General features: G+C 60.4%; 15 protein-coding genes and 2 CRISPR repeat arrays (1 of these 17 only partly in view). Of the genes, 11 read left to right on the plus strand and 4 right to left on the minus strand.

Going from position 1 to position 25,309, the window contains the following annotated elements; translation table 11 throughout:
• Positions 1-2,106: direct repeats of the CRISPR family, unit length 37 nt; unit sequence GCTTCAATGGGGCCACGGCTCGGAAGCCGTGGAAGAC (it extends 494 nt beyond the left edge of the window).
• 94 nt (positions 2,107-2,200) lie between these two features.
• A CRISPR array of direct repeats spans positions 2,201-3,845; the repeat unit is 37 nt; unit sequence GCTTCAATGGGGCCACGGCTCGGAAGCCGTGGAAGAC.
• Between the two features lie 1,221 nt (positions 3,846-5,066).
• On the plus strand, positions 5,067-6,587 hold the full coding sequence (locus SINAC_RS21015; RefSeq protein ID WP_015247605.1) for a glycosyltransferase family 39 protein: 1,521 nt from the start codon (positions 5,067-5,069) through the stop codon (positions 6,585-6,587).
• A gap of 74 nt (positions 6,588-6,661) precedes the next feature.
• Here SINAC_RS21015 and SINAC_RS21020 read toward each other — a convergent pair whose 3' ends face one another.
• The 4 genes from SINAC_RS21020 to SINAC_RS21035 form a co-directional block, all read right to left on the minus strand.
• The gene (locus SINAC_RS21020; protein ID WP_015247606.1) at positions 6,662-7,789 is read right to left on the minus strand and encodes an SGNH/GDSL hydrolase family protein; all 1,128 of its coding nucleotides are present in this window, start codon (positions 7,787-7,789) and stop codon (positions 6,662-6,664) included.
• 282 nt (positions 7,790-8,071) lie between these two features.
• Positions 8,072-10,171, minus strand: a complete 2,100-nt coding sequence (locus SINAC_RS21025) for a G8 domain-containing protein (RefSeq protein WP_015247607.1) — start codon at positions 10,169-10,171, stop codon at positions 8,072-8,074.
• 124 nt (positions 10,172-10,295) lie between these two features.
• Positions 10,296-11,288, minus strand: a complete 993-nt coding sequence (locus tag SINAC_RS21030; protein WP_015247608.1) for a DUF1559 domain-containing protein — start codon at positions 11,286-11,288, stop codon at positions 10,296-10,298.
• Positions 11,289-11,819: 531 nt separating this feature from the next.
• Positions 11,820-12,491 (minus strand): tetratricopeptide repeat protein, encoded by a 672-nt coding sequence (locus SINAC_RS21035; protein WP_015247610.1) that lies wholly within the window; start codon positions 12,489-12,491, stop codon positions 11,820-11,822.
• A gap of 518 nt (positions 12,492-13,009) precedes the next feature.
• Here SINAC_RS21035 and SINAC_RS21040 point away from each other — a divergent pair.
• The 10 genes from SINAC_RS21040 to SINAC_RS21085 all read left to right on the plus strand — a co-directional run bounded on the left by SINAC_RS21040 (position 13,010) and on the right by SINAC_RS21085 (position 25,274).
• Positions 13,010-13,756 carry an ATP-binding protein gene (locus SINAC_RS21040; RefSeq protein ID WP_237722906.1) on the plus strand — a complete coding sequence of 249 codons (747 nt, stop codon included), beginning with the start codon at positions 13,010-13,012 and terminating at the stop codon, positions 13,754-13,756.
• 22 nt (positions 13,757-13,778) lie between these two features.
• Entirely contained in the window at positions 13,779-14,129 is a 351-nt protein-coding gene (locus tag SINAC_RS21045; RefSeq protein WP_015247612.1) for an STAS-like domain-containing protein, read from the plus strand.
• A 9-nt stretch (positions 14,130-14,138) separates the two neighbouring features.
• A complete protein-coding gene (locus SINAC_RS21050) occupies positions 14,139-14,816 on the plus strand; it encodes a hypothetical protein (protein ID WP_020467545.1) in 678 nt (225 codons plus the stop codon).
• A 245-nt stretch (positions 14,817-15,061) separates the two neighbouring features.
• Positions 15,062-16,300, plus strand: coding sequence for an aldo/keto reductase (locus SINAC_RS21055; protein ID WP_015247614.1), 1,239 nt, complete (start codon positions 15,062-15,064; stop codon positions 16,298-16,300).
• Between the two features lie 118 nt (positions 16,301-16,418).
• Positions 16,419-16,607, plus strand: coding sequence for a hypothetical protein (locus SINAC_RS21060; RefSeq protein WP_015247615.1), 189 nt, complete (start codon positions 16,419-16,421; stop codon positions 16,605-16,607).
• Between the two features lie 1,115 nt (positions 16,608-17,722).
• Positions 17,723-18,778 carry a hypothetical protein gene (locus SINAC_RS21065; protein ID WP_154673932.1) on the plus strand — a complete coding sequence of 352 codons (1,056 nt, stop codon included), beginning with the start codon at positions 17,723-17,725 and terminating at the stop codon, positions 18,776-18,778.
• An 849-nt stretch (positions 18,779-19,627) separates the two neighbouring features.
• Positions 19,628-21,013: a cysteine peptidase family C39 domain-containing protein gene (locus SINAC_RS21070; protein ID WP_015247619.1), complete on the plus strand. Its 1,386-nt coding sequence runs from the start codon at positions 19,628-19,630 to the stop codon at positions 21,011-21,013.
• Between the two features lie 440 nt (positions 21,014-21,453).
• A complete protein-coding gene (locus SINAC_RS21075; protein ID WP_015247620.1) occupies positions 21,454-22,653 on the plus strand; it encodes a hypothetical protein in 1,200 nt (399 codons plus the stop codon).
• 59 nt (positions 22,654-22,712) lie between these two features.
• Positions 22,713-23,867 carry a hypothetical protein gene (locus SINAC_RS21080; RefSeq protein WP_015247621.1) on the plus strand — a complete coding sequence of 385 codons (1,155 nt, stop codon included), beginning with the start codon at positions 22,713-22,715 and terminating at the stop codon, positions 23,865-23,867.
• 276 nt (positions 23,868-24,143) lie between these two features.
• Positions 24,144-25,274 (plus strand): hypothetical protein, encoded by a 1,131-nt coding sequence (locus tag SINAC_RS21085; protein WP_244884895.1) that lies wholly within the window; start codon positions 24,144-24,146, stop codon positions 25,272-25,274.
• The last annotated feature ends 35 nt before the right edge of the window (positions 25,275-25,309 follow it).

Consider the following 25,309-nt stretch of genomic DNA (forward strand, 5'->3'; position numbering starts at 1 on the left):
ACGCATCATGCCCGGCGCTTCAATGGGGCCACGGCTCGGAAGCCGTGGAAGACGTCCACACCGTGGACGCTCACACGAAGCATTACATCGCTTCAATGGGGCCACGGCTCGGAAGCCGTGGAAGACGAGGGGTTCGCGGCATGGCGAGACAAGGCGGCCGAAGCTTCAATGGGGCCACGGCTCGGAAGCCGTGGAAGACGGAGCATTGGACGGCCGAGGTTACACCTGCCGGGGTCGCTTCAATGGGGCCACGGCTCGGAAGCCGTGGAAGACACCAGTCTGAGAATCCCGATTTCTGATCCTTACGCGCTTCAATGGGGCCACGGCTCGGAAGCCGTGGAAGACATGATGATGGGCGGAAAGTATCCACCGACCCAAGAAGCTTCAATGGGGCCACGGCTCGGAAGCCGTGGAAGACCAAGTAGCAGGTCGATCGCGCGTCGCCGGCCAGATGGCTTCAATGGGGCCACGGCTCGGAAGCCGTGGAAGACACGGGTTCGCAAAAGACTGGGAAATTAGTCGGGAAGCTTCAATGGGGCCACGGCTCGGAAGCCGTGGAAGACGTCTGGGCCTTGGGTTAACTGGCGTGGCGAGATGGAGCTTCAATGGGGCCACGGCTCGGAAGCCGTGGAAGACGGTATGGGTCGGCGGGATATGGCTCTCGATGGCGGTGCTTCAATGGGGCCACGGCTCGGAAGCCGTGGAAGACGAGTCGTCCAAGTGGTTGGGCATCGACCCCATGTTGCGCTTCAATGGGGCCACGGCTCGGAAGCCGTGGAAGACACAGCAGATCGCGGATAACGAGTCGGCCCGCGCCGCGCTTCAATGGGGCCACGGCTCGGAAGCCGTGGAAGACGATGACACGCTGGCACTTCGGGCCGCGATCGCAACCGGGCTTCAATGGGGCCACGGCTCGGAAGCCGTGGAAGACGAAATTGGCTTGGACGGTCAGGGTGTTGCCGTTGATTGCTTCAATGGGGCCACGGCTCGGAAGCCGTGGAAGACTGGCCAGGCGTGAGATTATCCTGCACGCTCGCGCTATCGCTTCAATGGGGCCACGGCTCGGAAGCCGTGGAAGACGCACGTTGCCGGTGATGATGAGGCCGGAGTAAGCGCCGCTTCAATGGGGCCACGGCTCGGAAGCCGTGGAAGACGCCTTCGGCTCGAAACCGGCCTCGAGCACGAACGAGCTTCAATGGGGCCACGGCTCGGAAGCCGTGGAAGACCTGATTCACTAGCTAGATTTAAGCCAGATTTCGGAGACGCTTCAATGGGGCCACGGCTCGGAAGCCGTGGAAGACGCGAGATTCGGACGGGTAAGATTATCGAGTTGACGCGCTTCAATGGGGCCACGGCTCGGAAGCCGTGGAAGACTTGAGGCCGGTAGTGGCCGCAGAATCCAACTCCCGTAGCTTCAATGGGGCCACGGCTCGGAAGCCGTGGAAGACTCCTTCCGGCTGAACGTCAGAGTGTCTCCACCCGTGCTTCAATGGGGCCACGGCTCGGAAGCCGTGGAAGACTGCCTTGACTTGGGCCTTCACGGAAGACTGGATGAGCTTCAATGGGGCCACGGCTCGGAAGCCGTGGAAGACCGGATTATTGATGCCTGGATGGGGCACCAGACGGAAGCTTCAATGGGGCCACGGCTCGGAAGCCGTGGAAGACTCGCCCGGGAGTGGTCGCGCAAGCGGCCACATCTGCGTGCTTCAATGGGGCCACGGCTCGGAAGCCGTGGAAGACCAGAGCGTTGAAGGCGTGCCTCTCGAAATGACGAGAGCTTCAATGGGGCCACGGCTCGGAAGCCGTGGAAGACCGCCGACGGCAGCCGAGCCGATCACGGAAGCCGAGGCTTCAATGGGGCCACGGCTCGGAAGCCGTGGAAGACGATCCTGAACGCGAAGCGCGGGCTCCCCTGGTCGGTGCTTCAATGGGGCCACGGCTCGGAAGCCGTGGAAGACGACCTGGTGAACGCCGACTTCGACACACCCTGACGGCTTCAATGGGGCCACGGCTCGGAAGCCGTGGAAGACTCCAGTAGGGATCAACCGACCGCGGCATCTTCACTCAGGCTTCAATGGGGCCACGGCTCGGAAGCCGTGGAAGACCGTCCTCACGACTGGGGGGCAACGGTACAAGGAAACGGCTCGGAAGCCGTGGAAGACTCCAGTAGGGATCAACCGACCGCGGCATCTTCACTCAGGCTTCAATGGGGCCACGGCTCGGAAGCCGTGGAAGACGTATCGAGCGAGCGCGTAAATTGCCGGCCTTGCCAGCGCTTCAATGGGGCCACGGCTCGGAAGCCGTGGAAGACCCTGCGAGGGGTCCTCTTGCAGCGATTCAGCGACCGGCTTCAATGGGGCCACGGCTCGGAAGCCGTGGAAGACCGAAGCTCAGCAAACATTGGCCAAGGAATTCGGGCTGCTTCAATGGGGCCACGGCTCGGAAGCCGTGGAAGACACGAAATCAAGTCCCTGGTCGAGCAGGGGTTAAAAGCTTCAATGGGGCCACGGCTCGGAAGCCGTGGAAGACGAGGTCGGGCAGGCCAAATTACGTCGCTGGTGTTGTGGCTTCAATGGGGCCACGGCTCGGAAGCCGTGGAAGACACGTTCACGCCCGGGGCGGTCGCGACGCACGGAAACGCTTCAATGGGGCCACGGCTCGGAAGCCGTGGAAGACTGGATGAAGCCGAGGCGGATATCGCATCGATTACCGAGCTTCAATGGGGCCACGGCTCGGAAGCCGTGGAAGACCCAACATGATCGCCCTGGTCGACCATCAAATCGCAGCTTCAATGGGGCCACGGCTCGGAAGCCGTGGAAGACGCGTCGCTGGACTGGAAATTCTCCTCGGCAAGAGCGCGCTTCAATGGGGCCACGGCTCGGAAGCCGTGGAAGACGAGATATTTTCGCCCTCATCGAAGAATCGGGCGGCGCTTCAATGGGGCCACGGCTCGGAAGCCGTGGAAGACAACCACGGGTGCGGGAATTCCGCTCGTTCCGTAGACGGGCTTCAATGGGGCCACGGCTCGGAAGCCGTGGAAGACTATGGTCCATTGCGGAACATAATCACTTATTCCCTCAAGCTTCAATGGGGCCACGGCTCGGAAGCCGTGGAAGACGAATAGCTTCACAGCGGTGGAATCGGCGCGAGGCGAGCTTCAATGGGGCCACGGCTCGGAAGCCGTGGAAGACCAAGGCGGGTGGACACGCCAAAGCCGCGAAGACTGGCTTCAATGGGGCCACGGCTCGGAAGCCGTGGAAGACCGGGTGGGAGTCCGCGGCTTTGCCCATCCTCGGTGTCGCTTCAATGGGGCCACGGCTCGGAAGCCGTGGAAGACAAGAGCTCGGAGTGTTGGGTAGCCATGATCGTTGGTCGCTTCAATGGGGCCACGGCTCGGAAGCCGTGGAAGACCTGGGCCTGCTCGTGGACGACAGTGCGCGGTGGGTCGCTTCAATGGGGCCACGGCTCGGAAGCCGTGGAAGACTTCTGGATGTGAACACAAATACAATAATAGGGGACGCTTCAATGGGGCCACGGCTCGGAAGCCGTGGAAGACTTGCGGCGATACTGTTCAATAAGACAGCAAAGGCCGCGCTTCAATGGGGCCACGGCTCGGAAGCCGTGGAAGACTTGAAACGCAGGCTGATGCCGGCCGCACAACACATGCTTCAATGGGGCCACGGCTCGGAAGCCGTGGAAGACCCGAGGCAAGCGTCCAATTCCGCTCGCCTCTCATGCTTCAATGGGGCCACGGCTCGGAAGCCGTGGAAGACATGTCGCCGCCAGCAAGCCGCAGCCGCTCATTCTCGCTTCAATGGGGCCACGGCTCGGAAGCCGTGGAAGACGGCCGGCGATCGATCCTCTTGGGGGAGAGGGGGTTAACCACGATCCCGCGAGAGGTGGCTTCGCATGGCTCGATCACTCGGCGGTGTTGATAAGTCGCGTTGCCCGAATGGCTTTGGGGGAAACGGTTTCGGGCACGCGAGAGGGGGTTGGCGGTGATTTTTGATCTAACTCCTGATTGTCAAAGAGCTTGGCGCTGATTGGTGAGCGGTGGCCGATTTCATGACCCACGTGCTCGCGGCTGTCGGCTTTGCCAAAAGGACTGCGCTGGGGCTCTTGGGGTGGTCGTTCCCCAGGTGCGGCCAGACGCTGAGGCACCCATGAGACATGAGTCGATGCGACTGAGGTTCGCCGAGGCTGGTTTGGATGGTGGCCGGGCTTTGCTTCTCCCCCCTCCGATCTTGGGCGAAGATTCGTCCCCGCCGTCACGTAAGGAGTATCTTCTCCGCCCGCGACCCACGTCAAGGTTTTTCGAATCCTTCGCGATCGCATGGGACCCGCGTACCCAGGGCGGAAAAAAGGGCGTCGGCCAGAGATTGCCCGTCGGGTCGGCTCTTGATCGCCCGCGCCTGGGGGGAGTGAATCGGGGCGACGTGCTTGGTGGGTCGTCCGATGCTCCCTTTTGCGATCGAAGTTGCCGAGGGGTCGGCCAAGCGACTAAGAAGAGACGGCGATTTCTTGTGTCGCCAAGGATTATGTTATTTCATGATGAATGGATCGAATTTTCGCAAGCGTTTCGCCTTGGAATGCTTGCGCTGCCGTTACGGCCACGCTTTGTCGAATCCGTTTTCCCCTTCTTCGACGCGGTCAGCCGAGGCGTTGTCGGGGGGCCAATGCTTTTTGGAGGGGCGTCATCTTAACTGATGGGTTGGCAATGAGATCGGGCCCGGCCGACGGGAAGAAACTGATTCAGGCCGGCGGGGCGAGCCTCAATCGCTCAGGAAATCTTCGCGAGTTTGGAGAAGCCTGGCCTTCTCACGCCATCAGGTCGTCATGCGGAACCAATGACGAGGTTATTTTCGGACACGTCCTCTGCATTCCCAGCTTTGCCTGGTTCGTTTCGGAGTGGATTGATCTTGTGTCACGTATGAGAGGTTTTGAGAAATTCGCATTTTGTGATTGATGGCATCGCGATCGCATTACTCCGGGCGCTCAACTTCTCGTGTGCCGATCGAGGCGCAGACGAAGATTGCCCGGATGTGCGTGATCGGAGATCCAAAGCGATGCCAGCCAAGTTGGGCGGGTCCGGCGGCCTTCTGGCCTTGCTGCTGGTTGCGTGGTGTTTGCGCGTCGTCCTGGTGTTGCGCGGGGGGCAGTGCTACTTTCCCGACGAGACGCGGTATTTTCAGTGCTGGGGCGTTCTGGAGCACCTGGCCAGGGGGGAGCTTGGGGGGGCGTGCGACGTGGTCGTCGGATCGGTGGCGCACTGCTTTTACACGGTGCTCTGCTGCGGTCCCGCCGTCGTTCAGTGTGGGGTGGCGTGGCTCGGCGGGAGGCCGATCCGTTGGGTGATCGTTCGTGATTGGTTGTCGGTCTCCGCACTCGTCCTGTCGCTGGCTTCGGTCGTTTGTATTGGGTTGACCTACGCCGTCGCCCGACGGGCCGGGGGCGATCGGCGCGAGGGGCTGGCGGCGGCCCTGCTCATGGCCTGCTCCAGCTCCATGTTCTACTATGCCCGTCATCTCTTGCCCTATGACGCCTCGATGGCCCTGGCGCTGCTGGCTCTCTGGATCGGCCTGGGCAAACACCCCGGCCCGGCGCGGTCGGCGTGGGCCGGGGCGGTGGCTGGGCTGGCCTTCCTGACCTACTACGGCTACTGGCTCATGGCGGTGGCGGTGACGGCGATCCATGTGCTCGGCGGCTGGCCGTCGTGGGGTGGCGTTGCGCGGCGGGGGCTGGCTGCCGGGCTCGGTTTTGTTGCGCCGGTTGCGCTCGTCCTGCTGTTGGCCGTCGCCCGAGGGTCCGACCTTCCGGCGAGCCTCCTCCGCTTCCCCGGCACGGTGACCCAGGGGGACTTCAAAGAAGGATGGTCGCTCCCCTGGGTCTACCTGTGGCACGCGGAGCACGGCCTCCTGCTGGTCTGGGGCCTCGGCGCTCCCGCGATCCTTTTGTTTGCCGGTCGCGCGAGTCGCAATGCCTCGGGGCGCGTGCGCGGGTTGCGGTGGCTCGCGACGGCCTTTTCGCTCTACCTCGTGCTCGCGGCAGGCTCGACCGGGATGGAGAGAATGGTCGTGTACGGTCGGCTCGCCCGGCAGGTCGTGCCGTTCTTCTGCCTCGGGACTGCATGCGCTTTGACCCGGCTGCTCGACGGCCGGCCGCTCGGCAGGGGGGTGATCCTGGGCACCTTGGTGCTGCTGGCCCAGGCCGCGTTCAATTTCGGAGCGCCCCTGGCGCTGCACTATCCGGGCGACGTGCTTCGCCGGGTTGAGGCGATTTACGGTCCCGTCGCCCGTGGCCTGACGTTCGAGGGGCCCCGCCTCGACCACGGAATTCCGGACGATCCGTTTCGGTCGCACGAACGCCCAGGCGCTGAGCTCGGGGCGAACTACCTGATGCTGAACGCACAGTTCCTCTATCCCATCGAGGGTCTCCGGGCTCCCCCTCGAGGCGAGATCCTCGTTCGCGTCCCGCACCCCGAGGGCTTCTTCCCCTATCAGTATGAGGGGTTCGGGGGCCGCGAGCGGGCGCTGCTCCGCGCCGGGCAGACTGTGATGGAGCTGATCGACACCCACGGCCGGCCGTAGACTCACTCAGAGTCACGGCCATGCCGGGGTCGATGGAGACGCAGGGCTCCGTCCGCTCCGCCTGGCGTGACGGGCTAGCGGGCGGACGTTTTGTCCTCCGGCCTGTCGGAATCTTCCGGCCCGTTCACGGCCTTGCGGACGATCGGGAACAGGCAACGGGCTTGCCGGTCCATCCCGAGGTCGTTGAGGTGGACCCCGTCCACGGTCCCCTCGCCGTCGTCGCCGATGAGGTCCTTCCCCGGGACGATGAAGAGGCCCTTGACGCCTTCCTCCTGGAGGCTCCGCACCGCCGCCTCTTGCCCGAGGGTGGCCTTCGTGGGATGAGCCTCCGGCCGCATCTGAGATTGGCCGACGAAGATGATGGGCGTGGTGGGGTGGGCCTTGCGAATCGTCTGCACGAGGCGGGTGACGTGATCCAGGTAGAGCGCAGGGTCTTCACTCATGTTCCAGATGCAATCAATCACATAGGCGGCTGCGTCCAATTCGGCGAGCGGCTCCGCCACGGGGGGCTCCATCGTGCCTGCGGACGAGAAGCCCAGGTTGATTACAGGGCGGTCGAGCAGGCGGCCCAGGATGGCCGTCCAGATCATGCCGGGCCGCGATGCGCACCCGCCCTGGACGATCGACGTGCCGTAAACAACGATCGGTCGACTCCGACCTTCGGGCCGAGGAGCCGCCGCTTCCAGATGAGCGCTCGGCGGCACACCGATCTCCAGCGACTTCGTGCCATTGTACGTGGGGAGGTAGAGTAGGCATTCCCGCCCTGGCTTGCCGCCGTCCGTGAAGTCGAACTTGGCGAGGTTGCCGTCCTGCTTATGCGGCCGACCGTTCCCGATGAATCGCCACGCGCCATTGGCCGAGCGGGCGTAGAGATCCACGCCGCTGACTCCTGTTGCGGGCATATGCGGCATCTCCAGCGACCCGCTGGTGAGCGACCACCGAACGCTGACGGCGGCGGCGTCCGTGACGAAGCGGATGCAAATCCCGGCGCTCTCCTTGCTCAGTTGCCAGGCCGTCGGAGAGACCTTGTTCTTGGCCGAATCCGGCAGCCGGACGAAGGGCCCCTCCGTCTTGGCCCAACCCTTGCCCTCGATTGCAAACGAAGCGGCATCGCGCCATTGCACCTCCTGCGCCTTGCTCAGGCCAGGAGGCAAGGTCAGCAGAACCAGCAGGGCCGACGCAAGACGGCAAGAGGTTGTCATCGACTTGAATGTCCTTGGGGCGTGGCGAGTCGGGCAGGGGGGGGACCTAGGATCTTCGCCGATTCGCGAGCGAAGTCAAAGGGAGATCATTCGAATAAAGGGGCCGATGGTCTCTGGTCACAGCCGGAGCGTGACGCGACGCCGCCAGGGGAATGAGGCGCAATTGAGGCTATTTGAGAAAGAATCACGATCAATCCAAAGACCAAGCGGAGCTGCGGCCAGGACGCTTGCGACCTGGCCGCACCCACCTCTGCGGGTTAACTCGATCGGCTGCTCTCGCGGTCATTTCGGCGCTTCGGCCCCATCCATTCGCACGACATGAGGTCTCGGTTCCACGTGACCGTGCACGTCCTCGGATGTCGCTGCAATCTCGAATGGCTTGCCGGCCGGGGCGTCGAGGGCGATCTCCCATTCGGCGAAGCTTCCGCGGGTTGATCGGGCCGGCCGACCGTTGACGGTGACGCGTTTCAGGTCACTCGTGTCGGCCGTGGAGCCCTTGACGACGACCAGGTTGCCTTCGCGGATTGCGCTGGTGATGACCGTCGTGGGGGGCATGTCGTCCCGGAAGCTGGAAACGCCTCGGAAGACTCCTCGGTCGGCCTCCCCCTTCGAGGGGACATAGCCCGAGCTGAGTGGGTTGTGGATGTCGTTGACGCGCATGTCCTTGGTGGTCATCCGCCGGAACCCGGACCCGTCCATGATCGATCGCCAGATCGCGACGTCCGAGCGGAAGACGTCGAGGCCGTCGATGAACACGCCCGTGGTTCCGAGGTGGGTGGCCCAGTTCGCCTCCCAGCCGCGGAAGTTGCGGATCCAGAACGGGTGCCCCGCTTCGGGGATGGCCTCTGCCGACTCGCGGGCCAGGCTCTCGCTCTGGCTGTAGAAGTCGAGGCCCCGGTCCGGGCGCGTGACGCCTCGTAAGTTCAGGCAGAAGAACTTCATGGTGTGGGCCTCGTTGTCCTCGAACCGGACGAACGGCAGGATCCGCGCGTCCTTCGGCTGCACCGTGCCGTCGGGCTGGCGGATCGACCGGACCGGGTCGTAATCCTCCGTCTTCTTCGTGTCGAACCGGTAGCCATACTCAGCGCACTCGACGGCCACGTTCCTGGTGAAGCTATTCTGGCTGTTCGCCCACCAAAAGCCGGCGCCTCGGTTGAGGTCGAAGGGGACCTCCTGATCCTTTTGGGGCTTGCCGGGCAGCACCAGCGCGGCGAGGTTGTGATCGAGGACGTTGTTGACCTCAGAGCCGCTCTCGAGGAAGTAGCCGTGTCCGACGCTCTTGTAGCCCACGTTGTCACGGACCACGAGGGCGTCGGTGCCGTGGATCGTGATCCAGCGGTTGTGGCTGTCCCAGATCGAGGCCCCGATGACCGAGCTACCCCGCATCGTCTCGCCGGCCAGGTGGAAGTGGATGCTGTATCGCCCCTTCTCGTCCCGCTTACCGAGGTGGCGGAACTCCGCGTAATTGATCGATCCGGCCGAATTCCGGTGGTACATGGTGTGGCCGCGGACCCCGTCGGGATCGGCTGATTCGACCACCACGTTCCGTGTGAGGTTCGCGATCTCGGCCCGGAAATTCCCCTCGGCGAAGTGGGAGAATGCCAGCGGTCGATCCAGCTTCAACGCATATCCGCCGGTGAAATCGCGGGGCGAGAGGCCGGTGATCCGCCGCTCCTCGGTCTGGGCCCCCGCGAGGAAATCGCCCCCTACGCCCCGGCCATCGCGCTGGCGGCGGGTGCTGGTGACGATGACATGGTCGCCCTGCTTCCAGCCCTCTGCCCATTCGTCAACGTAAACGGAGGACCCACCCGCGTCGGCTGTCTGGCGGATCTTGAGCCAGGTCTGCGGGAGCGGCGCCCCGTGAAATTCCATCCGCCCGCCACAGCAGACGACGGCCGGGCAGGAGACCTTGTCCATGCCCTCAACGTAATGCAGGCGAATCGTGGCCGTGAACTCGGCAGGGATCGGGGAACCGGGGCGGCCGACAAGGAGCGCGGGGCGGGATGACTCGGCCATGCCTTTCATCTCCGCCATGGCCGCATGGCAGTCGAAGCCATCTTCCGAGGGTTCCTCGTTCGTCGTGATGGTGATCAGGCCCGCGTCCAGGCGGGTGCTGCGGTCCCTGGCGAACTCCAGGGTGCCGGCAATCTGCACCAGCCGGATGACGTCTTCGGAACTGACGTCGTAGCCGACGTGGTGACCGGCCCGGATCACAACTCGGTCGCCGGCCTTCGGGATGCGGCCCTGGTCCCACGTTTCTGCCGCGGACCATGCGCCAGACTTCGCGGATCGGACCAGGGGCGGTTCGGCGGCGGCTTCGGTCGTCACAACCGCCATCACGACCAGGCCGAAGAACATGCGAAAGGAAGACGGTATGAGCATACGAGCGTCTCAAAGTGGGGATTGAAGCGAAGGTTGGAACCGTAAAAAAAGGACGACGCGACATTGGCAAGAGTGCCCGTCGGACGATTCAAGATTGGCTCAGTTGTCGACGCTTAATTGGTCGTTATTCCTGGACGATCTCGCCGCCATTCCGGCTGACCGAGTACATCAGGTTCGCAACGGACATGCTTTGCGAGAACATGCGGACGCTGCCATCGCCCATGGCCACGTTCGCCCCTGCTGGGTGGAAGCCGAAGACGCCCTGCGAGTTGTTGCAGTTGATCGCACAGGCGGTCCCGGAGGGGGCGTTCGACGTGCCGGCCGGGTAAGTCGTCAGGGTGTAGTTGGGATACCCTTGAACCATGAACGCGCACCACCCCAGCCACGCTCCCCAGGCGCCTGGCTGGTCGAGCGTCAGATCGGTATCCGGCATCGGCATGCCGACATTCTTGATGTAATGGCGGTCGTAGCCCGCATGCTCCAGGAACAAGGTCGTCGTCGAGAGCCCGTCCGTCACCATCGCCATTGTCGGGGTGTTCCCTTTCAGGATCGGATCGGGCGTGGGATTCGGGCTGATCAGAGCATAGGTCGTCGCGTTGATGCCGTGGTTGACCCAGTAGTCCGTCGTCCAGCCCGTCAAGGTCTTGCCCGTCGCGTCGGTGATGAACGCTCCGTACGCCTTTCCTGTCTGGCTGGATTTGCGCAAGTTGCAGGTGCTTTGGACCGGATTCGATGGGCACAGCAAGATCGACAGCTTCGTATTCGCCACCGTCTGATTCGCCGCGTCCCCGAAGCCGCCCGGGACCGAGACGTTGAACGAGTTGACGAGACTGCCCTGCTCGATGAACGGGAGCAGCGTGACCATGTGACCATACTGGGGAGAAGAGGACGGTCTCGCCGAAGGGAAACAGTTGTTGATGTCGTGGTAATTGTGTGCCGCCAGGGCAATTTGCTTCAGGTTGTTCTTGCAATGTAAGCTGCGCGCGGCCTCGCGAGCTGCCTGCACGGCCGGCAACAGCAGGCCGACCAGTACGGCGATGATCGCGATCACGACCAGCAATTCGATCAGGGTGAAACCGAGTCGAAGGCTGCATCGATGACGGGGACGATAAACCACTGTGGAACACTCCGGGCAACATGAGATGTCAGATCAAGGGGTCAGCGATCCCGCCGACCGGCCCTTAAGGAAACGAGTTGCCGCCATCGAGCGAGGCGGCAACAGAATGCCAATCCTTACGGCCAAGACATTTCTCATGCCGCCCATTGCTTGCGAGTGAATTTGTCGTTTCTTCTTGAAAAGACTGGAGTTGCGACGTCGCTAACTTGCCTTGATCGCCGGCCAAGCGATGAATGCTTCGCCACCGACGGCGATTTTTTGTCCGTCGCTGGCATTCCTCCAGCCGTTCCAAACCGGTTTTCAGCAATTCGGCGACCTGGCGATAAGGCCACTCCCTGCTCCTGGAGCAACGGGTGGCCTTCATTGGGATGTGCCTCCGGCCGCATATTTGGGATTGGCCGACGAAGATGATGGGCGTGGTGGGGTGGGCCAGGATGGCCGTCCGGATCAGCCCGGGCCGTGGCACAGGGCCTGCAAGTCATTCAAAGGAAGACCATGTCTAACGGTTTAGGACGCGTACCGGCACTTCGCCTATCGGGGAGATTTGCCCGTGCTGGCGCTGGGGGAGGTGTCCGCTTTGGCCTTCGTTTCTCGCTTGGCCGGGACCTCCCCGCCCAATGCCTTGATGCGTTCCTCGGCCGTCTTCGCTTCGGGCGTGTCCGGGAAATCGGTCATGACTCGACCGTAGGACTCGATCGCGCTGGCTTTCTTCCCGCGTTTTTCCAGGTTTTGACCGGACTTCAAGAGCGACACTGCGCGAGCATTCGTGGCCTCGGTGGTCGGCCTGGAATTTTCAGCCTTGCGAAGGATGTCCGACCGGGCGATCCAAATGGACTGATTCTTGTAAGGTCCGTGGTTTGGGCGCAGATTGGCCGCATCCGGCCGGGGATCTCTGACAGGATAGGTTTGCTGCTTGAGCAATTCGGCTCGAGTCCCCGCCTTGATCTCAATCATGCGCCCGCTTGCTTCAATCGCTTTCCGCTTCGTTTCATCATTGCCCAGGAGTGCTTTCCAGTATTCCTGATACGTGGATTCATCTTTCCAAGCCTCGACGTCCGAGCAAGTCTTCGATTGCGTATCAAAGAAACCGATTACGCAGAGGTCGCCAATTTTCGGCTCATAGAGCGGGTCCGGCATCAACTGGGGATCGATCGCCAACGCAACGCAAGGGATGGCGAGCACTGCGAAAATGAGCCGTTTCATCAATTGGTCTCGTCTTTGGGGTTCTTATTTTAGGATTCAGGTTGTATCCGAGTTGAGAGGTCCCGGCGACGTTTTTTTGGTTCGGGGGGGAACGGAAGTCAGGCGCCGATGATTCCCCCCTGGGATTTGTCGAAAGCGATTCGTTTCTGCCGCCACGTTTGGCGAACCAATTCGGCGCTCTCGAACCGTCACCCCAGCACGCAGAACTCGCCGTAAACCTTGCCGGGGCAATGGCTACGTCCTGAGTAGAGACCTTGGGAAAGGGATACGCTTAATCGTCAGCAGGGTGAAATGAAGAGTTGGTATTCATCCGTTACACGTCATCGTGTAGATTTTGAGTGACTGAACGGTTGTGTCAGGCCCGCTCGGCTTTCAGCGGTATCTCGCGACCTAATTCCGGTGGCCTGTCTATGACCTGGGACCGACTCGGAGTGGTGAGCCTCCACCTCAAACGGGACGTTTGGGGGACTGCCAGATTCCTCAACACTCTGGCCCCATATTGGGGCGAAAGTCCCGATGTGATCCTCGATCTCTCGGCCTGCACCTTCTTGAATGCCGAAGGAGCCGCCATTTTGGCCGCCTTCGTCCTCCATCGGCAGCAGTGGGGGCGTCAAACGCAAATCGATTGGGAGACCGTGAGCGCGGAGATTCGGCGTCAATTGGGACGCTGGGAACTCACAAAATTGTTCGGGGCGAACAACCACCCATGGACCGACAATGCCATCCCATTGTTCCATCAAACGGAACTTGACGGGGAAGCCGTTGAAGGATACATTGGTACAGTGATTCGTGCTGGCGATAACATGCCAGCGATGACCCCGGACTTGGTTAAGGAGACCAACCGATCACTCTGTGAGTTGTTAGTCAACATCTTCGAACACGCGGGTTCACCCTGTGGTGGATTGGCAATCGGTCAGTACTACCCCCACGTGAAGGAGGTTCAGTTTTGCGTTTGCGACCTTGGCCTTGGTTTAGCCAGGAAGGTCCAACAGGCGGGTTTTGCGCAAAACTGTTGCGGGTCGGCCATCCAGTGGGCCCTTGAAGAAGGACACTCAACCAAGTCCGGGCCCGGCGGTTTAGGTCTGTTTATGCTGAGAGAGTTCGTCAAGGTAAACGGAGGTTCTCTCCGAATCTTGGCCAATACCGGATACTATGCTCAGAAAGGGGTGAACCGGACGGCACAATCGATGTTGACGCCATTTCCGGGAACTCTGATTCAGATCGGACTCTTGATTCGTCCGGACGAGGTCTATACGATCCAATAAAAGCCGAGGATCGCTTTTGAACATGACCCCAATCCGTGTCGTCGAACTCATTGGCCCCGTTTGCGTCGACCCCGAAGACGGAGCCGTACTGTGTCAGCAGACGCATACCGCTCTGGCTCAAGGGGCTTGCGCCATACTGGATTTCTCCGGCGTTCGAACGCTCACAAGCTCGTTTTTGAACTCGGCGGTCTCCTGCCTGTTCGCTAACTTCTCCGTTGATGCTCTGAGCCAGCGGCTCAATTGGACCGGTCTCGACTCCACGGATGAAAAGCTCGTTCATCTCGTCCTGAAGAACGCCGCCCGCTATTACAATGCGACCCCCGATCAGCAGGCGGCGATCCTGTCCGCATCCAACCGTGCCCTTGAGGACTGAGTTTCACGGATGATTCCCGCCAGGATGGTTAAAGCCTCGGTGGTTGATCTCCGTGCAGGAAGTGCTCCCTTGCCCAAGCGTGGGATTGTGGATGCGAACGTCCTGTATATCGTCGGCTATGACTTCACGTCCTCCGTAACGGCAGGGCTGAGATCGCCTTCCCCTTATCAGATCCGTTTCTACCCCATTTGGTGGAAAAAGGCGGTCCAAGGAGGGGTGGCTCTGTGCACGACGGCCGGAGCCTTGGCTGAAGTCGCACACATTATCGAGCGGACAGAACTCGAGATTTTGTGGCGGACGGACCCCCGTCGTCCCGAACTCGACCCGGATATGCCGGGCCAAGATTTCACGCCGAAGTATATCAAGACGGTTCGGTATCACTATTATAGTCAACTGCAAGCCCTTCGTGAGAGCGTCGAGACGACCTTGCAGTCGATCCGTAAGCTTGTGGATGTGATACCGCAGGTTGGGCAAGACGCATCTGCTCTGGATCAGACCCTGGTGCAATGGATCCCATCAGCGGCAGATTTTGGGGATGCCGCCTTTGTCGCCAGTGCTCAGCGGACCGGAATGAGACACGTCATTTCCGATGATGCGGATCTCATCTCCTTCGAGGGCATCACGGTGTATACCGCCAATCGGAGTGCCATCAATGCGGCGGCCCTGGCGGGCAAATTAGCTACTTGATGCCCTTCTCTTTTTTGCTTGGCGGAGGCCCAAGTCCTTTCGAGTATCTTCCTCTCCACCTTGAGATCGAGGCCCTATCGAGGGTTGGTTTGGCAAATCGAAAACAAATTGTTTCCCCCCTGATCCTCTGTTAAATTCCTACTCAAGCAAACGACACAACCCTTTGAGGCGATCCGAGGGGTCGGAGCCTCTGAGCTTGCACAGGTCCGCCGAGACTCCCCTTTTTTTCTGGAGAGGAAATGACCATGAATCCGGAGAATCAATTCAGTCGTCGTCGGATCGTGCAGGGAATCGGCGCCATGGGGGTGGGGGCACTGGCGGGAGGGGCGGTCAAAGGGGAGGAGCCGGGGCAAAATCCCTTGGTGGCGAAGGATCAGGCAAGTGGAGTGAAATTGCTGCCGACGAGAAAGCTCGGCAGGAATGGCCCGATGGTGCCGATGCTCGCCATGGGGGGCGACATGGAGACGAGCAGTGCGCCCGGGCTCATCAACAGGGCCTGGGCGTCGGGCATGCGCTACTTTGATACGGCGCAGAAGTATGGCCAGGCTCACGAGGAAGAGATCTATCGCCGTTGGTTCGCCGCCCACCCCGAACGGCGCAAGGACATCTTCCTGGTCTCCAAGGACTACCCCACGAAGAAGGGGCCCGAAGAGCTGCTCGAGATGATCGACGTGCGGCTGAAAGCGATCGGCACCGATTACATCGACCTCTACTTCATTCACCAGCTCTGCCCCGAAGTTTATGGCGCTGAGTCGGTCAACTGGGGCAAGAGCGACGTTTTTCGCAAGGTGGCCGAAACGCTCAAGGCGTCGGGGAAGGTCAAGATGGTCGGGTTCTCCTGCCACGGCGGGCCTGAATACATTCAGGCCGCCGCCGATGGGGGATTCCTGGACGCGCTGATGGTGCAGTACACCCCCTTCTATGAGCGCGGAGGGGCGTTCGACCGGGCCTTGACCGCCTGCCATGAAAAGGGGATCGGCCTGATCGCCATGAAAACCCTGCGGCACGCGGGGAACGTCCCCAAGCGGCTCCCTGAGTTTGAGAAGCTCGGCCTGACGACCCACCAGGCACTCCTCCAGGCCGTCTGGAGCGACGCACGCATCAGCGCAATCTGCAACTCGGTGCGGAACTTCGATCAGATGAAGTCGAGCATCGCCTCGGCGCACGGCTATCAAGGCCCCTTGGAGGTTGCGCTGGTCGATCGGCTCAAGGACGTCGTCCTCGCCAGCCGCCGGACGATGTGCCCCGGTTGCCCCTCCTGCGACGCGAATGTCGCCACGACCGGATTCGCCTTCCGCGACGTCTCCCGCTACGTCACCTACTTCGAGCAAGACAACTACGGGCACTCGCGCGACCTCTATCGCGCGCTCCCCGAATCGGCCCGCACGGCGTCGAAGACCGATCTGGAAGCCCTCCGCGATGGCTGTGCATTCGGGATCGACTATCCCGAGATCGCCGCCCGCGCTGTGCGGTACTTCTCCTGAGTTCGCCGGGGAACGGCGAGCTACCCCCTGGTTAGGGACCGGTCGGAAGGCGCACCGGTCCGTTTCCAAAACGGTGATGACCAAGAAGCTCGGCTGACCCTGGCACGGAGAATCGACGATGTTCGCCTCGCTGAAGGCGTTCGCGCCCGCTCCCGGCGCGGATGAGCCGAAGGTGGAGGTGCGCATCGTCGATGGGGCGAACAGTCACGACGGGGAAAGCGTCCCCCCCGGCCGCTCAAGGCGATGCTCGTGGACAGCGGCCGGTTCACACGACGAGGCCAATGGCGTCGGCAACATTTTTTTCTAAGAGTCTGTCTCAGAAGCGAACCGCGCCGGAGTTTTTGCTCACCTTCCGGGTCCCATGCGGTTCCGTACGTGGACCCCATGCGGGAATGCCTTGGCCTGGGACGCACGGGGTCCGAGTACGGAACCCGTGGCACCCCAGTGTCCTTCCTTTCCCGGTGAAGCCTGACCTTTCGAGATAGTCACTGAGAGATGATTGTTGTTGGTTATGCTGTTTTTGAATTAGTATGCCGTTGTTTTGAAATCATATAGTAATTGAAGAACGCTCGCTGTTTTGGCATGGATAGAGTGCGTTGACTGCACCGCGGTGGTCAGCTGGAAAGCTGGCGGAATTCACCGCGGCCAGGTTTCATTCGCTTCGCTCGCGCACGACGACTCGGCCTCGTGGGCTCCGTCCACTTCTGCCAGCGATATGGCCAGGGTTGGCTCTCCTGCGCTCGTGACGTGGGGTTGACGACCCGCGACCTGGCCTCGGCGAGGCTTCGGCCGATTCCCGTCGACCGGTGAATGACCACGCCGTAGATTGCGCACCCCTGATCGGTGCTGAAGACCGCCGGTATTCCTTTTCCTCATGGCCGCATCCCATGTCGCCAGGATGTTGAGGAGTTATTTGTCGTGGCGAGATGTGTTGGTTGTGCGAGCTTTTCGGTCGGCCAAGTGTCGGCAATCAGGCCAGGTCCCACGGGCGGCCAGACCTGATTGCGATGCTCTATCACCATTCTTGCCAACAGGTTAGGGATCAACCTCGTGGTCGGGGTTTCGGCCCGTCGGCCGAGGGCCATGATCCCAATTCCTGAACCTTGAGAATTCGTGAGCACACCTATCCGAGTCCTTGACATGCAATTCAGATCGTGATTAATCTGGCAAAAATTAAAAAGTGAAATCACTATGGGGTCAGAGATCACGATGTCAAGCATCGAAAGAGCGCCTCACGAACATCCGAGGTTGGATGGCGTAAACTTCGTTCGGAAAGTCGCATGGCTGATCCCTGTTGTGATGATCGGGCTCCTGGGTGGCATCGGATTTGCCCGATGGCGGTCTGAATCCAAGGAGAATTCGAAGGGGAAAGTCCAAGCATTGACTCTGTCGCAACTGCTTGGGCAACCTGAAGAAAAACCGGTGAATGAACCGCTTAAACTGCGGCTCAATGTTCCCTCCGGACTGGCGGTTCAGCCGGTGAGTTTGCCCTGGCTGTCAAAGGGATGGAAGATTCCCCAAGGGTTCGCTCCGAGTGTTAGCGTGTTTCTGCATATGATGAATATCGAAGGGACCAATGCGACGGTGGTCCTCGGAGATCCGGAAGAGAAGGTCGATCTGCTCGGCGTGATCTCCAACGACGTGAAGAGTCAAAAATATTTGGGGCAGTTGGTCGCGATCCCAGTGCGGACAGGGGTGCGATTCCCGACGGTGCCCGCAGATCCTCGGCTGGGGACGCTTGGGGACGAATCGCATCGGGACCAATGTCTCGCGTGTCTCGCCCAGCTTGGCTTGCCGTTGACTTATCCTCTCCAGTTGGATGGGCTCACTTACTCCTTGCAGGACGTGCTTCAGGATTCACTAGCGAACTTCGACCTTCACCAGAAAGAGCTCGAATGGACGGGGTTAGCCTATGCGCTCTATCTTCCGCCGCTTCGGCAATGGAAGAATCGCTTTGGCGATCGTTATTCGTTCGACGACCTGACCAACGAACTTCTCTCGCGATCGCTGGTGCATAGCGCCTGTGGCGGTAGCCATCGTCTGATCCTTTTGACGATCCTGCACCGCGCCGATAAGGAGCATCAAATCCTTTCCGAGGACGTGAGAGGACGGCTCGAGGAATTCCTCAGGGGAGCGGTCAAGCTGGCCGTATCAACCCAGCGGCCCGATGGGACTTGGCCGATTGACTGGATTCATGGGCTGATTCCCGACGGTGCCCCTCAGAACTGGTCGGCGAAGGATACGCTTGGGGCGGATATCTTGATTGGTGGGCATGTGATTGAATGGTTCTTTAACATGCCCGAAGCGCTTCAGCCGCCACGGAAAACCTTGGAGGCTGCACTGAAAGCGGTTCGCTCGCGTGTCTGCACGCTGGACGAGCGGAATTTCTTCGCGGACTTCTGTCCGAACTCCCATGCGCTTCGCGTGGTCAATTTGGCGGCCGAGAAAAGGTCGGAGTCATCGGAGTCGTCCGAGTAGAAATGGCCGTGATTGAAGCATCGTTTTCGTGTCTGTGGCGAATCAAGGCCACGCTAACCCACGGGCCTCGTCATTGGTATTGGGCCCCCAACCCGCGGAGATGTGTCTCATGGTTCCAAGTGCATCGCGTCGGTCATTTCTGGCGGTGGCCGCCGTACTCGGACTGGCCTTTGCGGCCGGTTACTGGGTAACGGCGGATTCTCGCGCTGCATCGGTTGAAGTCTCTGACGAGGAGTCGGCCACGCTCGTTGGGGGAGGGGGATATACCAGCACCCCATTCAATTGCGCGTTTTGCAGCCTCGGATGCGTTTTCTACTGTCCCACGACGATTCTTCTCTCCCAAACGGCAAATGCGGAATCTGGCACAGACCAACGCGTGGTGACCGGGCTAGTTCCTTGTGGCGGAGCAGGGTGGATCTACAACTGCTCGTCTTGCCTCGGCGCTCCGCCGCCCAAGTGTAATCAATAATCAGTAATGCGGAGCATGCCCGGCGTTTCGATGCCGTGCGCATGGTGAACTAGGCGGTTGTCGCGGGCCTGGAAGAGCCTGGAGCATCGGTAAGCAAGGCTCGGGCTCGGAGGGCCCGTCGACACCCTCCCTGAAATCGTCGTGCATGTCGACCTCCGTGGTGTAACGGCGAGCCGTTTCCCACGGAGGTCATTCCCGGCAAGTCGGTCTCGGCATGTCGGCGATGCCGGGAGGCAAGCGGTCCGATTCGAGGTTCGCCTGTTTGTGGTGACTTCTTCAGAGAAAGAGGTGATGACCTCTTTGTTGATTTTCCGTCGAGAGAGAACCCTGCATCGCGTTTTAAGATAGGGTGGATGACATTGCGACCGAGGTATATTGCCATGGGTGCGTTTTCCGGCATGCGGGGTGCGGCCTCAGGTCGCGCTGGGATCACTGTGAAGGCGTTGGTGTTTGGCTCTTTCGTTGTGATTGCTCTGTCTTGTTCTTTGGTAGCGGCCGATCACCTCACCGATTCGCCCGCGAAAGCGCTCGAACCGGAGTCGGGGGGCTATGGCATTTACCGCCAGATGGCCGAGCGGCGGGCCGTTTGTGCAAATAATGCATTGTATGTGTTTGTGAAAATGCATGGTTGGGATGTGAGCTACGATAAGGTCCAGGAGGCCATAGGCGGTGATTCCCTTGGGGGTAAGAGCTTTCTGGAGATTCGGAAGGGATGTGAGCGGCTTGGTATTCCGGCGGTCGTGTTGAAATCGCCAATCGAGGAGCTGCGAACGTGCCGCTTCCCTGTTTTGGCCTACGGTTCGCCCGGCCGGCCTCTCTCGGGGCCGCGCGCGGGCCAGAAGCATTTCGTCGTCCTGGTTGGCATCGTGGACGGTGACGTGCAATATATTGATCCCACGTCCGCCGAAATCCTTCGCGCTTCGACCGAGTGGCTATTGGGGCAGGGGGGCTCCTTCTATTATCTCCAGGTCAGTCCCCATGACCGGATCTGGACGAACTACGTCTTATCGATTTCTGCGCCTGGATTGCTGGCGGTCTGCCTTTTCGGGGTCTTCCGGCGCACTTCGGGGCGGCAAGGGCTTCCTGGGCCGGCGCCTTTCTCTGCGGTTATATTCCTCTTCTTGACGGCGCTCTGTTGTCCTGCGACACGCGCAGACGGTGGCGACGCTGCCAAATCACGTGGCCGCATGGAGATAGGCTCCGTCAAGGATTTGAAGGAAGCTTGGCGTCGGCCTGGCTGCGACGGGATCAACTCGCTGTACCTCTTCCTGAGACACCATGGCGTTTCGGTCAGCTATGACGAGTTGTCCGAGCAGCTCGGGGGATGCGATCGCGCGGCGAATTTACGCGACCTTCGCGACGTCGCGCGGCAATATGGGCTCAATGCCGTCGTCGTCCAAGTCGACTTGCGCAGCCTCGCACGCGGGCCTCTGCCGGGGATCGCTCTCCTCGACTCCAGTCGGGAGAAAGGGAGTTATTTTGTGCTTGTGAGCGGTGCCTCTCCGAGCGAAGTCGATTACATCGACGGTGGGTTCGTGACATGGAATAAGGATGACGTGGAAGTGTTCCTTCGGAAATGGAGAGGATTTATCCTCCTCGTGCAGGACGAGCACCGCACAGCGCGACTTCCTTATGTCGCTTGGTCCGTTGCGGGCGTCTTGATCTGCGGCTATCTCGCTGTACGATTGCGGTTTCATCAGCGTCGTGCGATCCTCGCCCGCATTCCTGCGTCCGCCAACTACGCCGACGATGCTGGACGGGGGTAGAACGGCGGACTCCTTCGCCGAGTCCGTCAGTCGGAACCGCTTCCACAACGATCGAATTCAGGCGGACTCCCGGTGTTTTCTTCGATGATGCGCAGGCCCATTGAATTCGGTGTCGGAATCAAGCGACCCGTTCCTGCCCCAATCTCGCCTGAGGCGGAACGACAACCCCTGGGAATTCGCAGCGCTAAGTGGCAAGTGGATCACTGCCGCTGGCGGCTTTCTCCAAGAGCAGAGAGAGGGGTTGCGGTTTTGGGAAAGGGACGGGGCCGGGTGCCTCCGTCCGCCACGGTTGCTCGCGCCTATCCCTCCTCTCCTCCCGCGCCCGGGCCGACTTCCCATTGCGGAGGTCGGTCGCACCCGATGATTATCCACCCACTTCGGTTGGGAAAAGAGCCAGCTTTCTCTCGGATTCGAGAACACAAGTCACGGAGTGTTTTGGTATGGGTATTTGCGCCTCTGTTGCAAGGGCGATTCGCATCCTGCTGTTTCAGTCGCTTGCCTGCCTCGCGGTCGTTTCGCTTGAATCGTCCGCTGCCGAGATTCCCGCTCAAGTGAGGGAAGCTCTCGAGCAGAATGCAGCGAAGATGTCGCCGATTACAATCCAATGGAAATATCAGCTCGTGGAAAAAGGGCTGCGTTCCCATCTGCCCAAGGCGGTTGTGGATAATTCCGATTCGGGCGCCCTGGAAGAGCAGCAGGTTGACTACAAGTTCAAGGCTGGCCGCTACTACTTCCGCAGGGAGTTCTCGCAGCAGCTGCGGGACATCAACGAGAAAGCGTCGGGAGAGTCCAAGCGATTGTATGAGGAAAAGTCCTATGACGGACAGCGTATCTATATGTATTCGTCAACGTTTGTGGGAAAAGATCCGTTTGTGGTAGGAATCTTCCCGAAGAACACGGACAACGTCCTCTTCGATAGCTATTTTGAGCGAGCCGGCTTCCGAATGCCGAAGTTCGAGAAGGACCATGTCACGACGTTATTTGTGCCTGAGGTCCTGGCGTTGGTCAACGATGGTGAGAAGCTGGTTACCGTTGAAACGACCCGATTGGATGAGAAGCCCTGTCTGCGGCTTGTCTTCGAGACCGGCTCCTATATCGGCTGGAGTGGTAAGGCGCGACATGAGTTCTACCTGGATCAGGAGGCAGCGTACGCCCTGCGAAGGCACGAGGTGAAACGCATGGATGGCACGCTGATCGCGAGGGTGGAATTGTCGGACATCCAACGCGCTGGCGGTAACGATGGTCCTTGGCTGCCCATGAAGTGCCAAGCGTCCTATTATCAGTACAAGAGCCTGCCCAAGACACCCTCCAAGACCGTGGTCATGGAGGAGAAATACCACGTTGAGTCGTGCAGCCTCGCTGACATCCCTGACTCTGATTTCACTCTCGCCTATCTGCGCCCCGGCATGATCGTCGGCGATGCGACGCTGCCGGGCGCTAACAAGACCAAGAGCGGATTCATCAATTACACGGTGCCGGCGAACCCGGCCGATCTCGACCGGGTGATCGAGCGGTCGGTTGGCCAGCAAACTCCTGTCGGTCAGGGGCCAACGTTGTCCCGCACTGTGCTGATCAGCGTGAATGCCCTTCTGGTCGTGGCCGTTGTCCTGATCTATGCGTGGCGGCGACGACGGCGTTGAATTTGTGACGGTTGGGCTGAGGACGCGGAAGACTCTCTCGAGTATGAACCGAGGACGCGATGATCCCAAGAATCGTCATAGCAATATTGATCACAGTCTGCGTGATTCCGCCGACTCGTGGAAGTGAAGCCGAGACGAAGCAGGGTTCGCTCCCTTCTCCTCCGGGAGATGCGCAGCAAAAAGCGCCGAAGGCGACTCTCACGCCGAAACAGCTCAGAGAACTTCTCAAGGATTACCGTAAGCTCACGACCCTCTCGATCGAATACAGCATTAATATGCGTCCAGGAAGCGCGAGCGCAGACTACTCGCAGTCCGGGGTGCATCGGCGGATTGTGGCCAAGGCCCCCTGCTTCTTTTACCATGATTCGGGCCATGCCACGGAATCCATCGATTGGCAAGACGACCCGTATCGACAGATGTGCTACTTTGACAAGAATCAAGAGACGATTACTTATGCACTGAACCGGTCATTCGCACAGCGTTCCTACGGCGCGGATAAGCCGCTCGACGGAACCATGGCGACCGAGTTTTTTTTCGTATCGACGGGGATATGGCCGCTCTCGGGCCGCCGGCCGCCTCGTCCGACGGACACCCCCTGCATCCTTACCGAGGTCGCCGAATCGGAGGCCCATAACCAAGTGCGGGAGAGTCTCGAGTACGTGGCAGGTGCCTGGTGCCATGTCTTGTTCAGTGAAGGGAAAGACTATCTCTGGATTGACGCCACCCATGGAGCACGGCTTCTTAAGCGAGAGATCCATGATTTGGCAGGCGGAGCGCTGATGTCGCGGTATAGTATGACGGAACATCAGCAGATACTTCCCGGTCTTTGGTGCCCGGCGCGGATTCGAAGTGAACAGTTCGACTTCAATGCGCCGACACCTGACGGTCAAAAGCGGCTGATGATCGACTCCGAAGCTGTGGTTTCCAAGATATCAGCCGAGCCTGTGAACGAGGATTTCTTCTCCTTTCAGCCGTCACCTGGCTGGCTCAAACATAATATGGAAGATGTCAGAACGCCGCCCGTGCAGGCAGTCCCCGGTGGCGAGGGCATGATGGACGACCTGTCCGTGTGGATTAAGCGGTGCCGGATCCGACCCGCCGAGATGGCGCCTGCCTATGGACGACATTATGCTGCCGCAGCCACCCTTCTTCTGATCAGCATTGCCTGCTGCGAGGCGTTCCTCTGGAACAGGCGGCTGCGTGGAGGGGTTTGAAGCGGCTTATTGGGTGGCGGATAAGCTGCTGGCCACGGTTTTCCTTGAATTGCTGATGGGAGGCCGTGGCCCCGCCAAGGCTGTCGGGTGGCACGGAATTCGAAAGAAGAACAAGGCCATCTGTGGGGAAGTTCACGTCGATCGAGGCGGCCCATGCGACGTTTTTGCAGGCAAGAGATCGACGGGTTTTGTGTCTTGGCTTTGTTCGTCCTGACCACGTGCCTCGTCTTCACCGGGCTCGCGGCAGGCTGGCGGCTGAACAAGTCGTGTCGCTTCTTGGATTCCACGGCCCACTTCGACGGGCGCGTCTACAAGATCTTGCTTGAAGAGGGCTACAACTACGAGTCCGGATCGGGGGGGACGGTGGCCTTTTTCCCCCTCTATCCCCTGCTGGGACGGCTCGTCGCCGGGCTGACTGGCCTGTCCGCTGTGATGTCGCTCATCCTCGTGTCGTATGGATGCCTCTTGGCCGCCTATGCGGTTTTTGGGAGGTATCTCTCCGTTCGCAAGACAGAGGAGACGCAGCCGGAGCTGCCACGTCCGGAATTATCGCAGGAGGATACGCGTTCATCGCCGCGACGATGGGACGTGTCTTCTTGGCAAGGTTACGCATTCTTGTCGCTCGCACTTTGGCCGACCACGTTTTTTTTTCGCATGGCATTCACCGAATCGCTGTTTCTCTTGCTTGCTCTGTTGAGCCTCTACGCCATAGAGCGACAATGGCCGCTCATATTCATTGCAGGAATCATGGGGGTTGCGTCGGCGTCCCGGCCGGTCGGTGTTGCGCTCGTGCTGCCGTTGGCCTTGCACGTCATGCGTCAGAGGTCCTCCGCACGGCAACGGGTTGAGGCCTTGGCGTATTTGCTCCCGATCGCATGTTCGGGACTTATTGTCTACATGGCTTATCTTGATTTTAAATTCGATGATGCGCTGGCATTTGCCAAGGCGCATGACTCCTTCAGGATGCGGGGCCAGGTTCCGTTGAAGGAAAAACTCTTGGCGCTTCTCTCTTGGGAACCCGTCTGGGGCGTGTATGATCCCAGTCAGCCAGGTTATTGGGCACGTTTCGACCCTCCCAACCCGTTGCTCAATTGGAAGTTCATGAACCCCATCTACTTCGGCGTCGGAGTTCTCTCGACCGGTTGGGGATGGTGGCGACGGTGGCTGACCGAGTACGAGCTGGCCCTTGCTGTCCCGCTGCTGGCGATTCCTTATCTAACGCGCGGTTTCGAGATGTGCATGCATAGTCAGGCAAGATATGCGTCCGTTGTATTTCCGACATACATTGTCATGGGGCACCTCCTGGTCCGGGTTCCCGAATGGGTGCGAGGCGTCACGCTGATGATCCTGGGGGGAGGGTTGTTCGTTTACTCTGCTCTTTTCGCTGCGGGTTACGAAATCTACTGATTCCGCTTGGATTTGTGAGCTGCCGACAGGAGGCG

It is taken from the genome of Singulisphaera acidiphila DSM 18658 (assembly GCF_000242455.2).
In the GTDB taxonomy this organism is placed as follows: Bacteria; Planctomycetota; Planctomycetia; order Isosphaerales; family Isosphaeraceae; genus Singulisphaera; species Singulisphaera acidiphila.

Excerpts from the sequence above, each read along its gene's own strand:
- SINAC_RS21015 (WP_015247605.1), top strand. The coding sequence starts at position 5,067 with ATGCCAGCCAAGTTGGGCGGGTCCGGCGGCCTTCTGGCCTTGCTGCTG.
- SINAC_RS21020 (WP_015247606.1), bottom strand. The coding sequence starts at position 7,789 with ATGACAACCTCTTGCCGTCTTGCGTCGGCCCTGCTGGTTCTGCTGACC.
- SINAC_RS21025 (WP_015247607.1), bottom strand. The coding sequence starts at position 10,171 with ATGCTCATACCGTCTTCCTTTCGCATGTTCTTCGGCCTGGTCGTGATG.
- SINAC_RS21035 (WP_015247610.1), bottom strand. The coding sequence starts at position 12,491 with ATGAAACGGCTCATTTTCGCAGTGCTCGCCATCCCTTGCGTTGCGTTG.
- SINAC_RS21045 (WP_015247612.1), top strand. The coding sequence starts at position 13,779 with ATGACCCCAATCCGTGTCGTCGAACTCATTGGCCCCGTTTGCGTCGAC.
- SINAC_RS21050 (WP_020467545.1), top strand. The coding sequence starts at position 14,139 with ATGATTCCCGCCAGGATGGTTAAAGCCTCGGTGGTTGATCTCCGTGCA.
- SINAC_RS21055 (WP_015247614.1), top strand. The coding sequence starts at position 15,062 with ATGAATCCGGAGAATCAATTCAGTCGTCGTCGGATCGTGCAGGGAATC.
- SINAC_RS21060 (WP_015247615.1), top strand. The coding sequence starts at position 16,419 with ATGTTCGCCTCGCTGAAGGCGTTCGCGCCCGCTCCCGGCGCGGATGAG.
- SINAC_RS21070 (WP_015247619.1), top strand. The coding sequence starts at position 19,628 with ATGGGTGCGTTTTCCGGCATGCGGGGTGCGGCCTCAGGTCGCGCTGGG.
- SINAC_RS21075 (WP_015247620.1), top strand. The coding sequence starts at position 21,454 with ATGGGTATTTGCGCCTCTGTTGCAAGGGCGATTCGCATCCTGCTGTTT.
- SINAC_RS21080 (WP_015247621.1), top strand. The coding sequence starts at position 22,713 with ATGATCCCAAGAATCGTCATAGCAATATTGATCACAGTCTGCGTGATT.